The sequence below is a fragment of the Nocardiopsis tropica genome, assembly GCF_042660575.1.
Classification (GTDB): Bacteria; Actinomycetota; Actinomycetes; order Streptosporangiales; family Streptosporangiaceae; genus Nocardiopsis; species Nocardiopsis tropica.
In genome coordinates this window covers 92,510-109,524 of record NZ_JBHSUF010000002.1, presented here as the reverse complement: position 1 = coordinate 109,524, position 17,015 = coordinate 92,510, and the positions used below count along the sequence as shown (strand labels likewise).

15 protein-coding genes are annotated in these 17,015 nt (G+C 75.3%); 5 read left to right on the top strand and 10 right to left on the bottom strand.

The genetic code is table 11. The features are described from left to right. Window positions 1-333: 333 nt before the first annotated feature. The gene (locus tag ACFQBR_RS03110) at window positions 334-1,380 is read left to right on the top strand and encodes a phosphotransferase family protein (RefSeq protein ID WP_344176017.1); all 1,047 of its coding nucleotides are present in this window, start codon (window positions 334-336) and stop codon (window positions 1,378-1,380) included. Between the two features lie 160 nt (window positions 1,381-1,540). Here ACFQBR_RS03110 and ACFQBR_RS03105 read toward each other — a convergent pair whose 3' ends face one another. The 4 genes from ACFQBR_RS03105 to ACFQBR_RS03090 form a co-directional block, all read right to left on the bottom strand. Further along, complete coding sequence (locus ACFQBR_RS03105) at window positions 1,541-2,698, bottom strand: glycerol dehydrogenase (protein ID WP_344176015.1); 1,158 nt, start codon at window positions 2,696-2,698, stop codon at window positions 1,541-1,543. Window positions 2,699-2,947: 249 nt separating this feature from the next. Further along, window positions 2,948-4,438: an aminopeptidase P family protein gene (locus tag ACFQBR_RS03100; protein ID WP_267944599.1), complete on the bottom strand. Its 1,491-nt coding sequence runs from the start codon at window positions 4,436-4,438 to the stop codon at window positions 2,948-2,950. A 226-nt stretch (window positions 4,439-4,664) separates the two neighbouring features. Beyond that, window positions 4,665-5,198, bottom strand: coding sequence for a GNAT family N-acetyltransferase (locus tag ACFQBR_RS03095; protein WP_378551995.1), 534 nt, complete (start codon window positions 5,196-5,198; stop codon window positions 4,665-4,667). A gap of 129 nt (window positions 5,199-5,327) precedes the next feature. Further along, a complete protein-coding gene (locus ACFQBR_RS03090) occupies window positions 5,328-5,615 on the bottom strand; it encodes a hypothetical protein (protein WP_378551993.1) in 288 nt (95 codons plus the stop codon). Between the two features lie 188 nt (window positions 5,616-5,803). On the opposite strand from ACFQBR_RS03090, the gene ACFQBR_RS03085 reads away from it, so the two are divergent. After that, on the top strand, window positions 5,804-6,901 hold the full coding sequence (locus ACFQBR_RS03085; RefSeq protein ID WP_267944601.1) for a pyridoxal-phosphate-dependent aminotransferase family protein: 1,098 nt from the start codon (window positions 5,804-5,806) through the stop codon (window positions 6,899-6,901). 215 nt (window positions 6,902-7,116) lie between these two features. On the opposite strand, the gene ACFQBR_RS03080 is transcribed toward ACFQBR_RS03085, so the two are convergent. From ACFQBR_RS03080 to ACFQBR_RS03070, 3 genes are all read right to left on the bottom strand, one after another. Next, on the bottom strand, window positions 7,117-8,046 hold the full coding sequence (locus ACFQBR_RS03080; protein ID WP_344176010.1) for an oxygenase MpaB family protein: 930 nt from the start codon (window positions 8,044-8,046) through the stop codon (window positions 7,117-7,119). Between the two features lie 186 nt (window positions 8,047-8,232). After that, window positions 8,233-8,922: a response regulator gene (locus ACFQBR_RS03075; RefSeq protein WP_267944603.1), complete on the bottom strand. Its 690-nt coding sequence runs from the start codon at window positions 8,920-8,922 to the stop codon at window positions 8,233-8,235. After that, window positions 8,889-10,277 carry a sensor histidine kinase gene (locus tag ACFQBR_RS03070; RefSeq protein ID WP_344176007.1) on the bottom strand — a complete coding sequence of 463 codons (1,389 nt, stop codon included), beginning with the start codon at window positions 10,275-10,277 and terminating at the stop codon, window positions 8,889-8,891. Before ACFQBR_RS03070 ends, ACFQBR_RS03075 begins: the two co-directional genes overlap by 34 nt. Before the next feature lie 192 nt (window positions 10,278-10,469). Here ACFQBR_RS03070 and purB point away from each other — a divergent pair, with 192 nt between their 5' ends. Beyond that, window positions 10,470-11,900 (top strand): adenylosuccinate lyase, encoded by a 1,431-nt coding sequence (purB, locus tag ACFQBR_RS03065; protein ID WP_344176005.1) that lies wholly within the window; start codon window positions 10,470-10,472, stop codon window positions 11,898-11,900. Between the two features lie 202 nt (window positions 11,901-12,102). Beyond that, window positions 12,103-12,345, top strand: a complete 243-nt coding sequence (locus ACFQBR_RS03060; protein WP_378551989.1) for a histidine kinase — start codon at window positions 12,103-12,105, stop codon at window positions 12,343-12,345. Between the two features lie 315 nt (window positions 12,346-12,660). Here the strand turns inward: ACFQBR_RS03060 and ACFQBR_RS03055 are convergent, their stop codons facing one another. Continuing rightward, a complete protein-coding gene (locus ACFQBR_RS03055) occupies window positions 12,661-13,620 on the bottom strand; it encodes a threonine ammonia-lyase (protein ID WP_344176001.1) in 960 nt (319 codons plus the stop codon). A gap of 59 nt (window positions 13,621-13,679) precedes the next feature. Between ACFQBR_RS03055 and ACFQBR_RS03050 the strand changes: the two genes are divergently transcribed. Next, the gene (locus ACFQBR_RS03050; protein WP_344175999.1) at window positions 13,680-14,273 is read left to right on the top strand and encodes a flavin reductase family protein; all 594 of its coding nucleotides are present in this window, start codon (window positions 13,680-13,682) and stop codon (window positions 14,271-14,273) included. 230 nt (window positions 14,274-14,503) lie between these two features. Here ACFQBR_RS03050 and ACFQBR_RS03045 read toward each other — a convergent pair whose 3' ends face one another. Further along, window positions 14,504-15,574: a lytic polysaccharide monooxygenase auxiliary activity family 9 protein gene (locus ACFQBR_RS03045; RefSeq protein WP_344175997.1), complete on the bottom strand. Its 1,071-nt coding sequence runs from the start codon at window positions 15,572-15,574 to the stop codon at window positions 14,504-14,506. Between the two features lie 78 nt (window positions 15,575-15,652). After that, window positions 15,653-17,011: a cellulase family glycosylhydrolase gene (locus ACFQBR_RS03040; RefSeq protein WP_267944610.1), complete on the bottom strand. Its 1,359-nt coding sequence runs from the start codon at window positions 17,009-17,011 to the stop codon at window positions 15,653-15,655. Window positions 17,012-17,015 lie beyond the last annotated feature (4 nt).

Here is a 17,015-nt window from a genome sequence, read left to right as displayed (position 1 = left end):
GCCACGGCGGCTTCCCGACCGGGCCGGGGACGCACACGGGGCGGCCCGGGCCGGAGGCGTGGTCTTCCGGGCCGGGGCGGGCGGTGTAGGCGGGCCGACCGGAACCGGCGCAGACAGGGTGCGGGGCGCCGCGGCCGCCCCGCGCCCCTCGGGCGGCTGCGGCGTCCGGCGGGTGCGGGGGTGGCACGGGCATGGGTGGTGAGGGGCGTCGAGGGCCTTCCGGCGCGTCGGTGCGGATGCCGCGGTCCGCACCGATGCCGGAGGCCCTCTTGCCGTGTGTCGGGCGGGGAGGTCGTCACCGGCCTCCGTGGCCGGTACGGCTAGGTTGGGCCCATGTGCGTGCAGCCCCCCGCAGCCGACCGCCCCTTTCCCGCAGACCCCGCCCTCGACGCCCTCGTCGGCTCCGCCTTCGGGCGCGGGGCGCGGGTGCGCGAGCACACCGCCCTGTCCGGCGGCACCTACAACACGGTCCGCTCCGTGGTCCTGCGCGACGGCCGGAGGTCGGTCCTCAAGGTCGCGCCGCCCGCCGACCGCCCCCGCCTGACCTATGAGCAGGGCCTCCTGGCCACGGAGGCCCTGGTCTACGCGAGGGCCCGTCCGCTGCTGGGCGGACTCGTCCCTCGCGTCCTGGCCTCCGGACGGGTCCCCGGAGAACCGGGCCGGGAGTACCTGTTCCTCGACCACCTGCCCGGGGAGACCCTGGAGGACCTGCGGTCCGGCGAGGCGCCCGTGCGGTCCTCCGCCGCCCGCCGGGACCTGGGCCGTGCCGTGGCGGCCCTGCACACGGTCACCGGCGACGCCTTCGGCTATCCGGCGGGGTCCGCGGGGCTTCGGGCAGACACCTGGCCGGAGGCCTTCCGCGCCATGGTCGAGGCGGTCGTGGCGGACGCGCGGCGCTTCTCCGTGCCCCTGCCCGGGGGCGGCGCCGAGGTCGTGCGGCTGGTGTCCGCGAACCTCGTCCACCTCGCACCGGTCCGCACCCCCGTCCTCACGCACTTCGACCTGTGGGACGGCAACGTCCTGGCGTCGCGGCCCGGCGCGGACGGGGGCCCCGACCGCGAACCGCGCCTCACCGGGATCATCGACGCCGAGCGCGCGTTCTGGGGCGATCCCGCGGCAGACCTGGTCTCCCTGGCCCTGTTCGGCGACATCCGGGACGACGCCGACTTCCTCGCGGGGTACCGCGACACGGGCGGCGTCCTCGACTTCTCCCCCGGCCTGCTCCGCCGGCTCGCCCTCTACCGGACGTACCTGTACCTGATCATGTTCGTCGAGCCCACGCCGCGCGGTCGCGCCCCCGCGGACGCGGCCCGCACCAGGGGGTTCCTGGGACCGCTCCTGGAGGCCGAACTGGCGGGGCTCGCCGGACCGGCCTCCTGAGGCGGGCCCTCCGGCGCGGGCGCCGCCCGCGGCCCCCTTCCCGCACGGTCGCGGGGCCCCGGGCGGGGGCGCCCCGCCGGGCCGGGCCGCCGGAGCCGCTGCCCCCGGAGCACGGGCCCGGCAGGGCGGGTCCTCGCCCCGGGCCGGCACGGGACGACGGTCAGCCGTGGTCCGGCGCGGACGGCTCCCCGAGGCCCGCCCGCGCGCGTGCGCGGCGGCCGACCCCCTCGACGGCGCGCAGCGCGTCGCGCACGTCCCTGGGGGTGAAGGCGAAGGGCAGGTTGTGGATGGTCTCCTCCGGCGCGGTCGCCGCGGCCACCACCCGGTCGAGCGTGGCGTCGTCGGCGTCGCCCAGCCCCGCCTCGGTGAGTGTGGTGGGCAGGCCGACACGGGCCGTGAACTCCGCGAACGCGTCCACCTCCGAGGTCGGGGCGCCCTCCAGGAGCAGCTGCGTGAGGGAGCCGATGTTGACCTTCTCCCCGTGCGCCAGGTGGTGCGTCTGGTCCACCGCGGTCAGGCCGTCGTGGACCGCGTGCGCGGCGGCCAGTCCGCCGGACTCGAAGCCGAGGCCGGACAGGAGGGTGTTGGCCTCCACCACCGCCTCGACGGCGGGTGTCACCAGGTTCCGGTCGACCGCCTCCAGCGCGGGGAGGGCCGACTCCCACAGGATGTCCCAGGACAGGCGCGCGAGCGTGGTCCCCGAGCGGGTCGGGAGGCCGCCCACCATGTTGTGGCTGTGCGCGTCGCGCACGGCCCGCGCCTCGATCCACGTGGCGAGCGCGTCGCCGACCCCCGCGGCGAGGAACCGGGTGGGAGCCTCGGCGACCAGCTGCGTGTCCACCACGACCAGGGCCGGATTGCGGTCGTAGAAGCGGTACGACTCGAACGCGCCGGACTCGGTGTAGACGACGGACAGCGCCGACGTGGGGGCGTCCGTCGACGCGACCGTCGCCGCGCTCACCCACGGGACCCCCGAGTCGTCGCCCGCGGCCTTGGCGGTGTCGATCGCCGTCCCCCCGCCGAGGCCGATGACGACGTCGTGGCCGCCGTCCCCGATCACCGCGGCGACGCGCGCGGCCTCCGCCCGGGTCGGGACGCCCCCGAACCGCTCGAAGACGAGGGGCAGCCCCGCCTCGCGGAAGGAGTCGGTGACGACCTGTTCGGTCAGGCCGCGGACGACGTCGTCGGCCAGGACGAGCGGCCGCGATCCGTGGTCGGCGACCAGCTCGCCCAACCGGGCCAGGGCGCCGCGTCCCTGGACGTAGCGCCCCGGCGAGGCGAAGATCCGCAGCGTGGGGCCCTGGTTGTCGTCTCCCATGAGAGGAGAACCTCCTCTTGCTCGGTGTGTCCTGTCCTTCTCCCCCTGCTCACCGTTCACACGGCGACGCAAACCCCGGGGTGCGAAGCATCACCCGTCCTTGGGCAAACCCGGGGGTTCGGCGGCGGGCGTCCCACACGCGGCTCGGCGTCCCCGTCCCGGATCCGTCGTCCGACGTCGCGGCGCCCCGACGGCGACGGGCCGCCTCCCGGAAGGGAAGACGGCCCGTGCGCGTACGGCTCGGCGGGGTCAGCGCGGCAGGCGCTCGGCCAGCCAGGCCTCGACGTCGGCGGAGGAGCGGGGCAGGCCGGCCGACATCACGGTGCGGCCCTCCTCGGTGACCAGCACGTCGTCCTCGATGCGCACGCCGATGCCGCGCAGCTCCTCGGGGACGGTCAGGTCGTCGGGCTGGAAGTACAGGCCGGGCTCGACCGTGAGCACCATGCCCGGCTCGAGGTCGCCGTACAGGTGCACCTCCTGGCGGGACACCGCGCAGTCGTGCACGTCCATGCCGAGCATGTGGCCGGTGCCGTGCAGCGTGTACCGGCGCTGGAGGCCCAGTTCCAGGACCCTCTCGACCGGACCCTCCAGCAGGCCCCACTCGACCAGGCCCTCGGCGAGCACGCGCTGGGACGCCTCGTGGAAGGCCGTGAACGGCCGTCCCGGGGCGACGGCGGCGATCCCCGCCTCCTGCGCGGCGAAGACCAGGTCGTACACCTTGCGCTGGAGGTCGGTGAAGGTGCCCGACACCGGCATCGTGCGGGTGACGTCGGCCGTGTACAGGGTGGTGGTCTCCACACCCGCGTCCAGGAGCAGCAGGTCGCCCTCTCGCACCGGCCCGTCGTTGCGGGTCCAGTGCAGGGTGGTGGCGTTGGCGCCGGAGGCGGCGATGGTGCCGTAGCCGACGTCGTTGCCCTCGACCCGGGCGCGCAGGAAGAACGTGCCCTCGACGAACCGCTCGGAGGTGTCCTTGGCCTGCGGCAGCGCCCGGACGACGTCCTCGAAGCCGCGGACGGTGGCGTCCACCGCCAGCTGGAGCTGGGCGACCTCCCACTCGTCCTTGACCAGGCGGTGGTCGTCCAGCGTCACGGCCAGTTCCTCGTCGAGCCGGGCGGACCCGGCGCGGGAGTCCTCGTCGGCGTCGGCGCGCAGTCCGTCCACCAGGGCGTCGAGGGCGGCGTCGTGGCCGCGCACGATCCGGGTGGTCACCGCGTCGGAGCGCAGGGCCTCGGTCAGGCCGGTCACGTCGGCGGTGGGCACGCCGAGCAGGGCGGCGGCCTCGTCCAGGCTGTGGCGGCGGCCGGTCCACAGCTCGCCGTAGCCGCCCAGCCAGAACTCGCCGTTCTCGCGGTTGGAGCGGGGCTTGAGGTACAGGACCACGTCGTGGCCGCCGTCGGAGTCCGGGGAGAACACCAGGCAGCCGCCGTCGGAGGTGTCCCCGGTGAGGTACGCGTAGGCGGTGGCGGCCCGGAACGGGTACTCGGTGTCGTTGGAGCGGGTGAGCAGCTGTCCGGCCGGGACGACGAGGCGCTCGCCGGGGAAGGCGGCGCTGAGGGCCGCGCGGCGGCGGGCGGTGTGCCCGGCCTGCTCGACCGGCTTCAGGTCCCGCAGCTCGGTGTCGGCCCACCCGGTGCTCATCCACGCGGCGAGCTCGTCGGAGACCGACTGCGCCTGCCCGTTCTTGCGTGGACTGAACACGGGTGCGTCCGTCTGGGCTCCGGGGCGCTGCTGCTCGCTCACGTCGTGACTCTCCTGTCGGATCCGTCGTAGGGGCCGCGGGTGACGGCCCTCGGTGACCGCTGGTGACGGCCGTTGCCGCCCATCGTACGGGGGGTACCGTACGGGCGACCGACCGACGGGCATAGCGGCCCCCATAACGCCCGTGGGGCGCCCGCTGTGCCCGGAGCCGACCCCGCGGAACCGGATCGCCGCAGGTCGGGCGGCCCTTGTGGCGGAGGGTCCGGGCTCACAGCTCGTGCGCGAAGGGGATCGCGGAGGAGTACGGCAGCTCGTCGAATTCGGCCGGGTCGACCCACCGGTAGCCGATGCCCTCGTACAGGGCGACGGCCTCGGGCTGGGAGGGGCCGGTGAAGAGCAGGACCCTGGTGTAGCCGAGGTCCCGGGCAGCCTCCTCCAGTGCGGCCATCACCCTTCGTCCGAGCCCGCGGCGGCGGTGGCGGCCCGAGGTCCAGATCCGCTTGAACTCGGCGGTGTCGGCCATGGACGCGCGGTCCTTCTTGTAGGGGCGGATCGCGCCCCCGGCGACGACCTCCCCGTCCGACTCCGCCAGGACGATGCGGCCGTGGGGGGCGACGAACTCGGACACCGGGTACCGGGCGAGCTCCTTCGCGGCGCCCTCGGCGCCGTAGCGCTCGGTGTACTCCTCCAGCAGGCCCGCGAGCAGCCCCGCCACCCGGGGGTCGTCGTGGAGCACCCGCAGCATGCGCACCCCTCCGGTGCTGCCGCCCGCCCCGGCGTCCTCGGTGCTGGTGTGCGTCACCGCTTCCCCTCCCCTGTCGTCCGGGAGTCGCGGCGGCCGTCCGGGCGCACGGTGCCCGACCCCGCCGGAATACTACGTGCGGGACCGCCGCTCCCGCCGAAGGGGGTCGGCCGGCCCGGGGCCGCGGGGCTACGGAGGGCCCGGGGCGCGGCCGGGACCGTCACCGTCGCCGGGGTCCCCGCGGTCGGGGCCGTCGCCGCTCCCGCCGCCCGGGTCGGCGTTGGGCCCGAAACGGGCGCCGCGGTCCTGCGGGTCGGCCGGGTCGGCGAGGTTGCCCAGGGTGGCCGCGACCGGTGGGAGGACCGACGCCACCGCGCACATGGCCACCGCCCACCCCGTGCCGAACACGTAGTAGACGGGTAGCGAACCGGCGAAGAGGACGAGGCAGACACCCATGAGGATCCCGTACTGTCGCACCCTGCGTCTCATCGGGGAACCCCCTCACCGGCGCTGGCATCCACGCTACCCGCACCCGCGGCCCGGGCCGCGGGCCCCGGGGAACCCGTCCGGGGGCCGGGCCCCGCCGTCCGCACCGCCGCCGCGGGGCGGACCTCCCCCCGCTCCCCGTCACGCGTCCGGCGCACACGCCCCGCTAGTGTGTGCGCATGCCACTGACGGACCGCATCCTGCTCGGCCCCGGCCCGAGCAACCCCTATCCGGAGGCGACCCTGGGGCTCGCCGCGCCCCTCCTCGGTCACCTCGACCCCGAGTTCATCGCCGTGCTCGAACGCACCTGCGACCGGCTCCGGGCCCTGTGGGGCACCGGGAACCCGTTGACGCTGCCCCTGTCGGGAACCGGCTCCCTGGGCATGGAGACGGCCTTCGCCAACACGGTCTCCGCGGGCGACGTGGTGGTCGTCGCGGTCAACGGCCTCTTCGGCGAGCGCATGTGCGAGGTCGCCCGCCGCTACGGAGCCGATGTCGTACGGGTCGACCACGAGTGGGGACAGCCCGTGGACGTGCGGCGCGTGCTGGACGCCCACCCCTCCCCGAGGCTGGTCGCCGTGGTGCACGCCGAGACCTCGACCGGCGTGGTCAGCGACGTCGGCGCCCTGGGCCGCGCCCTGCGCGAGCGCTCCGACGACACCCTCCTGCTCGCCGACTGCGTGACCTCCCTGGGCGGCATGCCCCTGGAGCTGGACGCGTGGAAGGTCGACATCGCCTACTCCGGCACCCAGAAGTGCCTGGGCGTCGCACCGGGGCTGGCCCCGTTCACCTTCTCCGAGCGCGCCTGGGAGCGCAGGGTCACGACCCCGCCCGTGTGGTACGCCGACCTGGGGCTCCTGGGCGCCTACGTGCGCGGCGGCCCCGGCGGACGCGCCTACCACCACACCGCGCCGACGGCGATGATCGCGTCCCTGGACGCCGCGCTCGCACGCATCGAGGCCGAGGGCCCGGAAGCGGTGGCCGAGCGCCACCGCGCGGCCGGGGCCCGCCTGCGCGAGGGCCTGGTGGACATGGGGCTGGAGCTGTTCGCCGCCGAGGGGCACAGGCTGGCGCAGCTCACGTCGGTGCTCGTCCCCGAGGGCGTGGACTCGGCCAAGGTCCGGATGCGCCTGCTCGACGAGTACGGCCTGGAGATCGGCGCGGGCGTGGGCCGCTACGCGGCGTCCGTGTGGCGGATCGGCCTCATGGGCCACAATGCCCGGTTGGACCGCGCCGAGGTGGTGCTCGCCGCGCTCCGCCGGGTCCTGGACAGGTAGGGGCACGGCCCGCAGTCGGCCCGGAAGCCCCGGGGCTCGGGCGGGGCCGCCCACGGGCCGTCCCGTCCTCTCCGCGCGAAGTCCCCCCGCCGGAGGCCGTACCTCCTCGGGCGTGTGCCGGACCACGACGCGTACCGGCCCGCGGGGCCGGGGGCGGGCTCCGGCCGCGACCGGCCCCACGCCGTGCCGGACGGCGGCCCGCCCGCGAGCGGGCCTCAGACCTCGGCGGGGTCGCGGGGCGCCGGCACGGCCGGCGCCCGGAAGCGCGTGCGGGCGCGCAGCGCCCGGAACCCGTTCTCGACCTCGTACCCCGCGGCCAGCAGGCGCTTCCTCGCCTCGTCGGCGCTGCGCACGGTGGCCTCGTCGAAGACGAGGTTGTAGTACCGCTCCGGCACCAGCTCCAGCCCTGCCCGCAGCCCCCGCAGTGCGGTGGTGGCGAGGGCGTCGCTCCCCGGCGGGTCCGGCAGCATCCCGTAGGCGCGGCGCGCCCACGCGGGCAGGGTGGCGTAGGACAGCGCGCCGACGGGGAACCACAGGGGTTTGAGCGGGGTCAGCCAGGCCAGGCGCTCGGGCACCTTGGGCCACAGCAGGAACCGCACCGCCTGCCGGGCCTCGGGGGTGGCGCGCAGGGAGGGCCGGACCGCGGCGAGGTAGCGGCGCATCCCGGCGAGGTCGCGCGGCACGTCGTCGCGGGAGAGGCCGACGTAGGCGGCGGTGCGCGACTGCTCGTCCACGTAGCGGTCCCCCTCCTCCGCCGTCAGCGGCACTCCGGCGCGGTGGGCGGTCTCCAGGTAGGAGGAGACCTCCGCGCAGTGCACCCACACGAGCAGGTCGCGCTGGTCCACCCGGTGCAGGCGTCCGGTGGCCGGGTCGGTGAAGGACAGCGCGCGGTGCACGCGGCGGATGTGCGCGCCGAGGGCCTCGGCCTCGGTGAGGCTGCCGTAGGTGGTGACGGCCACGAAGTGGGCGGTGCGGAGCAGGCGTCCGGTCGGGTCGGAGCGGAAGTCCGAGCGCTGCCACACCCCCTGCATGGCCACGGGGTGGAGCGCCTGGAGCATGAGGGCGCGCACGCCCGCCACCCACATCGACCGGTCCAGGTGGATCTTCCAGGTGACGCTCTCCGGGGCGGCGGCGGTGGGCTGCATCCGTTCTCCTCCGGGCTGCGCGGGGGGGGTTCGCGCCTTGTGGCGGGCGGTGGTCCCACGATACGTCCGGGGTCCGGGCGCCGCCCCCGGCCCCCTCGGACGCCGTCCCGGCCGGTGGGGTGCGTGCGCGGCGCTCCGGAGGGGAGGGGCGGCCGAACCGTTCGCGGGGCCCGGCCCGCCCGCCGTTCAGGCGGAGCGCCCCCGCAGGTAGGCCAGGACCGCCTGGACCCTGCGGTGGACGTCCTCGTCCAGGGGCAGGTCCAGCTTGGCCAGGATGTTGCCCACGTGCTTGCCGACGGCGGCGTCGCTGACCACGAGCCTGCGGGCGATGGCCCCGTTGGAGTGCCCCTCCGCCATCAGCGCGAGCACCTCGCGCTCCCGGGGGGTGAGGCGTTCCAGCGGGTCGGACCGGCGGCGCAGCAGCTGGCGGACCACCTCGGGGTCGACGAAGGTCGCCCCGTCCACCACGCGCCGGAGCACGGACGCGAACTCCCGCACGTCCCCCACACGCTGTTTGAGCAGGTAGCCGACGCCCCGGCCGTCCCCCGAGTCCAGCAGGTCGGAGGCGTAGCTCAGCTCCACGTACTGGCTCAGGGCCACCACCGCGAGCCCGGGGTGCTCGGCGCGCAGCCGGACCGCGGCGCGCAGCCCCTCGTCGGTGAAGCCGGGGGGCATGCGGATGTCCGTGACGACGAGGCCGGGGCGGTGCTCGGCGACCGCGGCCAGGAGCGCCTCCCCGTCCCCGACCGCGGCGGCGACGGGGAAGCCGAAGCGCTCCAGGACCCCGGCCAGGCCCTCCCTGAGCAGCACGCCGTCCTCGGCGAGGACGGTCGGCACGGGGGTCAGGTCAGCGGGGTCGGGGGAATCGGTCCGCACGGCAGCTCCACTCGGATTCGGGTCGGTCCGCCCTGGGGGCTGGACAGCTCCATTGTGCCGCCCATGACGGCCACCCGGTCCGTGAGCCCGGTGAGGCCCGTTCCCCGGCCGGGCTCGGCCCCGCCCGCACCGTCGTCGGCGACCTCCACCACGAGGGTGTCCGGGGAACCGCCCGTCCCGGGCGGGACGGAGGCGCGCACGGTCACCGCCGTCGCCCCGGCGTGCTTGGCCACGTTGGTGAGCGCCTCGGCGACCACGAAGTAGGCGGTGCCCTCGACGTGGGCGGGCAGGCGGACCGGGACCGCGGCCTCCACGCGCGTGGGGACGGGGCAGCGGTCGGCCAACTCCTCCAGGGCGGCGGGCAGGCCGCGGTCGGTGAGGACCCTGGGATGGATGCCGCGCACCAGTTCGCGCAGTTCGTCGATGAGCTCGTCGGCGTTGGCCTGGGCGGCGGCCACGCGGCGGTCGGCCTCACTGCCCTCCTCCAGGTCCAGACGGGCCAGCCCCAGGTCCACGGACAGGGCGACGAGCCTCTGCTGCGCGCCGTCGTGCAGGTCGCGCTCGATGCGCCTGCGCTCGTACTCGAAGGCGTTGACCAGCCGTGCGCGGGACTCGGTGACCTGGCTGAGCTCGGCGCGGAGCTCGTCCTTGGGCGGCCCCACGAGCAGGGCGCGGGCGATGGCGAGGTGCGTCTGGGCGAGGACCGCCGAGGCGTAGAGCAGCACGACGAGGATGACCGGGGCGAGGAGCATGTAGGGCACGGCCTCCGCGGAGGAGGTGATCGTGACAAGGCCCAGGGAGACCTGGCCGCCCCGGGACTCCTGGGCGAGGAGCGGGCCCGTGGCGAAGACCGCCGCCGCGCTGATCAGGGAGCCCAGGACCAGGCAGACCAGGAGTGCGACGGGGACCAGGAGCACCGAGTAGGCGATCTCCCGCCAGGTCGCTCCTTCCGTCAGGCGGGTGCGGGCCCAGGCCCACAGGCCGGGTTCCGGCACACGGTGGCCGCTGGGGAAGGGCCCCCGCGTGATGAACACGAGGCGCCTGCGCTCCAGCGCCCCCAGGGGGAGGGCGATGAGCGGCGCGAAGACCAGGACCATGGCCAGGCCGCCCAGGAACCCGGCCGCCACGGGGCCGGTGGAGAGGGTGTCCCACGGCCTCCTCAGGAGCATCCCCCCGACGAGCGTCCACGGCAGGTAGACGGGCATGGCGACCACGGCCACCGCCAGGCCGACGAACACGGTGTTCGCGGAATGGGCCAGGGCGCGCCAGGGCCAGGCGGTGAGGAGGAAGCGGGGGCTCAGCAGGGCTGCCAGGAGTGTCCTCGGCTGCGCCTTCGTCGTGCGGGGCGTGGTCATGCCCCCACCGTAGGCAGCGGGCGCGGGGGCCGGAATCGGCCCCGCCCCCGGGCCTGGGGTGGGGCAGGACCCACCCGGGGCGTGCCCCCTTCTCCGGGCCCGCGTCCACCGGGCCTCCTCCCACCGCGCTTCCCCACCCGTGGAGCACGAACGGGCCGGGCGGCGCAGCTCAGGACGGTAGGGTGGGGCGACGTGAGCGCGAAACCTCTGATCCCCGATGTCCTGGCTGCCCGCTACGCCTCGGCGGAGCTGGCCCGGCTGTGGTCCCCCGAGTACAAGGTGGTCTCCGAGCGGCGGCTGTGGCTGGCCGTGCTGCGGGCCCAGTCGCGTCTGGGCGTCGACGTCCCCGACGGCGTCGTCCAGGACTACGAGAAGGTCCTGGAGCAGGTCGACCTGGCCTCGATCGCGGAGCGCGAGCGGGTCACCCGGCACGACGTGAAGGCCCGGATCGAGGAGTTCAACGCCCTCGCCGGCCACGAGCACGTGCACAAGGGCATGACCTCGCGCGACCTGACCGAGAACGTCGAGCAGCTGCAGGTGCGCGACAGCCTGCTGCTGGTGCGCGACCGCGTGGTGGCGCTGCTGGCCCGGCTCGGACGGCTGTCGGCCGAGTACGGCGGGACGGTGATGGCGGGCCGCTCCCACAACGTGGCGGCGCAGGCCACGACCCTGGGCAAGCGGTTCGCGTCGATCGCCGACGAGGTGCTGGTCGCCCACGGCCGGCTGGAGGAGCTGATCGCCCGCTACCCGCTGCGCGGGATCAAGGGGCCGGTGGGCACCGCGCAGGACATGCTGGACCTGCTGGGCGGCGACCGCGGGGCGCTGGCCGCCCTGGAGGACGAGGTGGCCGGGCACCTGGGCTTCGCGCACCGGTTCACGAGCGTGGGGCAGGTGTACCCCCGTTCGTTGGACTTCGAGGTGCTGACGGCGCTGGTGCAGCTGGCGGCGGGCCCGTCCTCGCTGGCCAAGACGATCCGGCTGATGGCCGGGCACGAGCTGGTGACCGAGGGGTTCGCCGAGGGCCAGGTCGGCTCGTCGGCCATGCCCCACAAGATGAACACGCGTTCGTGCGAGCGGGTCAACGGGCTGACCGTGGTCCTGCGCGGTTACGCGTCGATGGCCGGCGAGCTGGCCGGGGACCAGTGGAACGAGGGCGACGTGTCGTGCTCGGTGGTGCGCAGGGTGGCGCTGCCGGACGCGTTCTTCGCCTTCGACGGCCTGGTCGAGACGATGCTGACGGTGCTGGACGAGTTCGGCGCCTTCCCCGCTGTGGTCTCCGCCGAGCTGGACCGGTACCTGCCGTTCCTGGCCACGACCAAGATGCTGATGGCGGCCGTGCGCGCGGGCGTGGGCCGGGAGACGGCCCACGAGCTGATCAAGGAGCACGCGGTGGGTGCGGCCCTGGCGATGCGCCAGGAGGGCGCGGGCAACCGGCTCCTGGAGCGGCTGGGCGCGGACGAGCGCTTCCCGCTGGACCGTGCCGCGCTGGAGGAGCTGCTCGAGGACCGGATCACCTTCACGGGGGCCGCGGCCGACCAGGTCGCCTCCGTGGTGGCGCGGATCGACGGGATCGTGGCGGAGCGCCCGGAGGCCGCCGCCTACTCCCCCGGTTCGATCCTGTAGCCGTTCCGGCCCCGCGACGCGTCGCCGCGGGGCCGGCCGCCGGGCCCGGGACGGGGGCGCCGTCCCGGGCCCTCCGTGTGTCCTGGGCCCTCGCCCGTCCGGGGCCGCGTATGACGCAGTTCACTCGTGCTAACACTGGGTCCGAAAGTTAACGCCTATTACGGTGAGGGGACCAGACCGCCCGCGAACCCCCGGAGCCCCCGTGACCGACCCCTCCTCCTTCGGCACCGCCCTGTGGACCCTGCTGATCGTCGCCGCGCTCGTCGTCGCGCTGGGACTGGCCGCCGTGTCCGACATGGCCATGCGCCGCCGCGAGGACCGAGCCGCCCGGAACACCCCGGCGACCGGCCCGGGCTCCCGTTCCGCCTCCCACGCCCCCCGGGCGCCGCAGGCGGGCGCGACCGCGGGCGGCGCCCCCGACCGCGACGCCGCCGAACGCCGCTGACCGCAGCAGCACCTCCCGCGGGACGTCCGGTGCCCGCCCGCGGAGACCGTGACCGCGCAGCGCTCCGCCTCCCCTCGCTCGGCCGCCGGGCCCGTCGTGGACGCGCGCGCCGGTCCCGGGCCGGGCCCGGCCAAACGCCGTGATCACCGACGACACGAGCCGGCTGTCGGCCTCGGCCGTGCGGCCCGGGCGGCGGGCCGCCCACACGAACGCCGACGGCCGGCGGAGGGGCAGGGCCGTGCCCGGCAGCCCGGGGACCTGCCCACCGGGAGGCGCCTGCGCCTCCGCCGGCCCCGGCCCCGAGGGGAGCCGTCCTCAGCCCTGCGCCACCAGGCGGGCGAAGAGGCCGGGATCGGCGTTGCCTCCCGACACCACCGCCACGGTCGCCTCGGGCCGCCCGGGGACGGTGTCGATCCGGCCGGCGAGGAGGGCGGCGGCCGCCAGGGCCCCGCTGGGCTCGGCGACGACGCGGGCGCCGTGGGCCAGCACGCCGACGGCGCGGGCGATCTCGTCCTCGGTGACGGTGACGATCCCGTCGAGTCTGGCGGCGAGGTGCGCGAACGTGCGCTCGGAGAGGCCCACGCGGACGCCGTCGGCCATGGTGCGGCCGGTGCGCTCGGGCGGCCAGGTGACGGGGTGTCCCACGCTCAGGCTCTCGGCCGCGTCGGCGGCGAGCTCGGGTTCGACGCCGATGACGCGGACGCGGCGCGGGTGGACGGTCCAGGCCGCGGTGGACACCCCGGAGGCCAGCCCTCCCCCGCCCACGGGGACGACGACGGTGGTCACCTCGGGCGACTGCTCCAGGATCTCCAGGCCGACGGTGCCCTGCCCGGCGATGACGTCCGGGTCGTCGAAGGGCGGGATCAGCGCGAGCCCCTCGGTCCGGGCCAGGTCCCCGGCGACCGCCTCCCGCTCCCGGGGCGGCGCCATGACGACGCGGGCCCCGAGGGCGCGTATCCGGTCGACCTTGACCTCGGGCGCCCCCTCGGGGACCACGACGGTACAGGGCGCCCCGTGCCGGGCGGCGGCGAGGGCGAGGGCCTGTCCGTGGTTGCCGGAGGAGTGCGTGACCACGCCGGAACGGCGCTGCCCCGGGCCGAGCAGGGCGACGGCGTTGGTGGCGCCCCGGATCTTGAAGGCGCCCGTGGCCTGAAGGCTCTCGGGTTTGAGGAGGAAGTCCGCACCCGGGGGACCCGCCGTCAGGGGCGTGCGGACCACGTGGCCCTGGAGGCGGGTGGCTGCGGCGCGGACGTCGTCGGCGGTGACCAGTTCCATGCGCCGTGTATGCCCGTCGGCTGCGCCGGCACACGGCCGAGGCTGCATAATCGGAGCCGATGCGTACCGAATGGACCCCAGACGACCTGCCCGCACGGGCGTTCTACCAGCTGATGACCTCCGTGGTGGTGCCGCGCCCCATCGCGTGGGTCTCCACCACGTCCGGCGACGGCGTGGACAACCTGGCGCCGCACTCGTTCTTCACGATCTCCTGCACCGAGCCCCCGATCGTGCAGTTCACGTCGGTGCGGCGCAAGGACTCGCTGCGCAACGCGGAGGAGACCGGCGAGTTCGTGGTGAACCTGGCCCCGGAGGCGATGTGGGACCAGGTCAACGCCAGCGGCACCCCCTACCCGCCGGAGGTCGACGAGTTCGAGGCCCTGGGGATCGGGCGCGAGGCGAGCGTGTCGGTGCGTCCGCCGCGCGTGGCGGGGTCCCCGGTGGCGCTGGAGTGCACCCTGCACTCGACGCTGGGGCTGGGCGACTCCACGGTGGTGTTCGGAAGGGTCGTGCGTGTGGCCGTGCGCGAGGACGTGCTCGCGGACGGGCACCCGGACGTGGAGCTGATGCGCCCGTTGGCGCGGCTGGGCCGCAACGAGTGGTCGACGCTGGGCGAGGTGCGGGCGGTGGACCGCCTCCCCTACCGCCCCTGAGTGCGGGCGCGGAGGCGACCGGCCCCGGAAGAGCCGGTTCCGGGGCCGGCGGCTCCGCCCGGGCCGCCGGCGCGCCACCGGGGCCCCCGGCCCGAGGGGCCGGTCCGCGCTCCGGCCCGGGAGCGGTTCGGGGCGCGGCGTGCTGCGGCCGGTGTTCGGCGTTTCGCACGCCGGCGCCCCGCGCGGGTCGGAGCGCGGCGGTCCGGGCCCGCGGTCGCGGGCGGGGCCGGTCAGTCCTCGTGGCAGGCCACGAGGGGCTCGATGTTCACGCCCGGGTGGGTGGCGGTGAACCCGAAGCTGGTGGACTCCCCGGGATCGAGCTGCCCGTTGTGGGCGGAGTTGCGGGCCTCGAAGTGCGCGCCGTGGTTGACGAGGGTGGCGTTCCAGACGCTGGAGATCTCCTGGCGGTTGGCGAACACCCAGTCGACCATCCAGCCGTCGACGCCCTCCTCCCCCGCGGTGACCTCGACGTCCACCTGGAAGCCGTTGGACCACTGGTTGGTGACGGTGTACTCGGCCGTGCAGTGGTCACCGGGCGGGTCGGTGGGGCCGGGCGTCGGCTCCTCCGTGGGGTCCGGGGAGGGATCCGGGTCCGGGGAGGGGTCCGGGTCCGGTCCGGGGCCGGTGCCCGGGTCCTCGCCGAAGACCACGTCGGAGCAGTTGTAGAACGCCTCGGGGCTGTCGGAGCGCTCCCACACCACGTAGACGATGTGGCGCCCCTCCCTGTCCGGCAGGTCCACGTCCCAGTAGTACTCGGCTCCGGCGTCGCCGCCGCTGCGCAGCGGCGGGTCCGTCACCTCGTCGACGAGTTCCAGGTCGTCCCAGTTCAGCGCCTGCTCGGGGTCGAAGCCGTCCTCGGTGACGTAGGTGCGGAAGACCCCGGGGTGCGGGGCCCAGGCGTTGTGCCGGAACTCCACGGTGGTGTTCGGCTCCAGGGCCGTGGTGGGCCAGTCGGTGCGGGCCGCGTTGAAGGCCGCGAACCTGTCGGTGGGGCCGCACAGCTCGCCGTCGGCCACGACCTCCTGGTGGCGGCCGTCGGCGTCGCTGATGAGGTTGCCGAACCAGTTCCAGAACGGGTAGTCGCCGCCCTCGGCCAGGGCGTCGGCGCAGGCCTCGTTGGTGGGCCGGAGCGCGCCGCCGCCGGTGCCGCCGGTGGCGTCCTGGAAGCAGGCGTAGGTGCGGCTGGCCGGGTAGGTGAACGCTCCGTGGGCCTCGGCGGATTCGGGCAGGACGACGACGGCGGTGCCGACGGCGAGCCCGCCGAGCGCCGCTGCCAGGGCGATGGCGTTGCGTGACCTCATGGGCCACTCCTATCTCTGTGGGGGAGGCCCGGCCGCGCGGGGCGGCGCGGCCGGGGTTCTGTTCCGACCCTGTACGGGTCAGGCGGAGCAGGAGAGTGCGGGAGCGGAGAGGGTGCCGCCGTGGGTGCCGGTGAAGCCGAACGAGGTGGACTCGCCCGCGTCGAGCGCTCCGTTGTAGGGGGCGTTCACGGCGGTGACGGCGGATCCGCTGCTGGAGACGGTGGCGTTCCAGGCGTGGCCCACGGCCTCGCCCGCGCCGGCGGTCCAGGTGACGGTCCAGCCGGTGATGTCGGTCGCGGCGGTGACGGTCACCTCGCCCTGGAATCCGTCGTGCCACCGGTTGGTGACGCGGTACTCGGCCCCGCAGTCCCCGGCCGGGTCGGTGGGCTGTTCCGTGGGCGGGTCGGTGGGCTCCTCGGTCGGCGGGTCGGTGGGCTCGCCCGGGCCGCCGTAGACCGGGGCCTCGACGGAGGTCTCGGCGATGCCGTCGGGACCGTGGAAGATGCGCTCGCCCCAGGGGGTGAGGCTGTCGACGTCGAACCCCTCGACCATGTCGAGGTACTCCACGGGGGAACCGTTGCCGCTCCAGGACCAGCCGATGTAGCCCAGGCCCAGGCGCTCGGTGTGGGCCATGATGGCGTCCTCGTCGGGGTTGCCGTCGCTGTGGTCGATGCCGAACTCGCCGACGATCAGCGGCAGGCCGGCGTCGGTGAAGTGCTCCAGGTAGGAGACCACCGTGGACTCCTGCTGGTAGACCCCGTACATGTGGACGGAGAACACCGTGTTGGCGTCGGGGTCGGCGTCGAAGACGCCCTGGGCGTTGTCGCGCATGGTCCCCGACCAGTCCTGGCCCCAGTTGGGCGCGTCCACGACCAGGGTGTGGTCGAACCCGGCGTCGCGCAGCCGGTTGATCGCCTCGCCGGTGGCGGAGGCCCAGTTCTGGTTGGTGGCGGCGTCGTTGCCGAAGGGCTCGTTGCCGATGTTGACGAGGACGTGGTCCTCCTCCCCCTCGACGGCGTCCTGGACGCGCAGCCAGTAGTCGACGGCCTGGTCCAGGGTGGCCGCTCCGTCCTGGTCGCCGTAGCCGGTGGTGTCGTGCACCTCCAGCATGCAGATCAGCCGGTTGGCCTTGCAGTCGGCCACGACGGCGGCGACGTCGGCGGCGCTGTTCTCGGTCCAGCGCTGCCCGCTGCTGAGGACGACGCGGACGGTGTTGGCGCCCAGGGACTTGATGTCGGCGAGGGCGCCGGTCTCCTGTGGGTACCAGGTGTGGGCGTGGCTGACGCCCCGGATGACGAAGTCGTTCCCGGCGGCGTCGACGAGTCGGCCGTCGCTGACCCGGAACCCGGTGTCGGCGTGGGCCGGCGCGGTGTGGACGAGGAGTGCGGTGACGAGGCTGAGGACCGCCCCGAGGGCGATGAGCAGGCGTGTGGCCATGGGG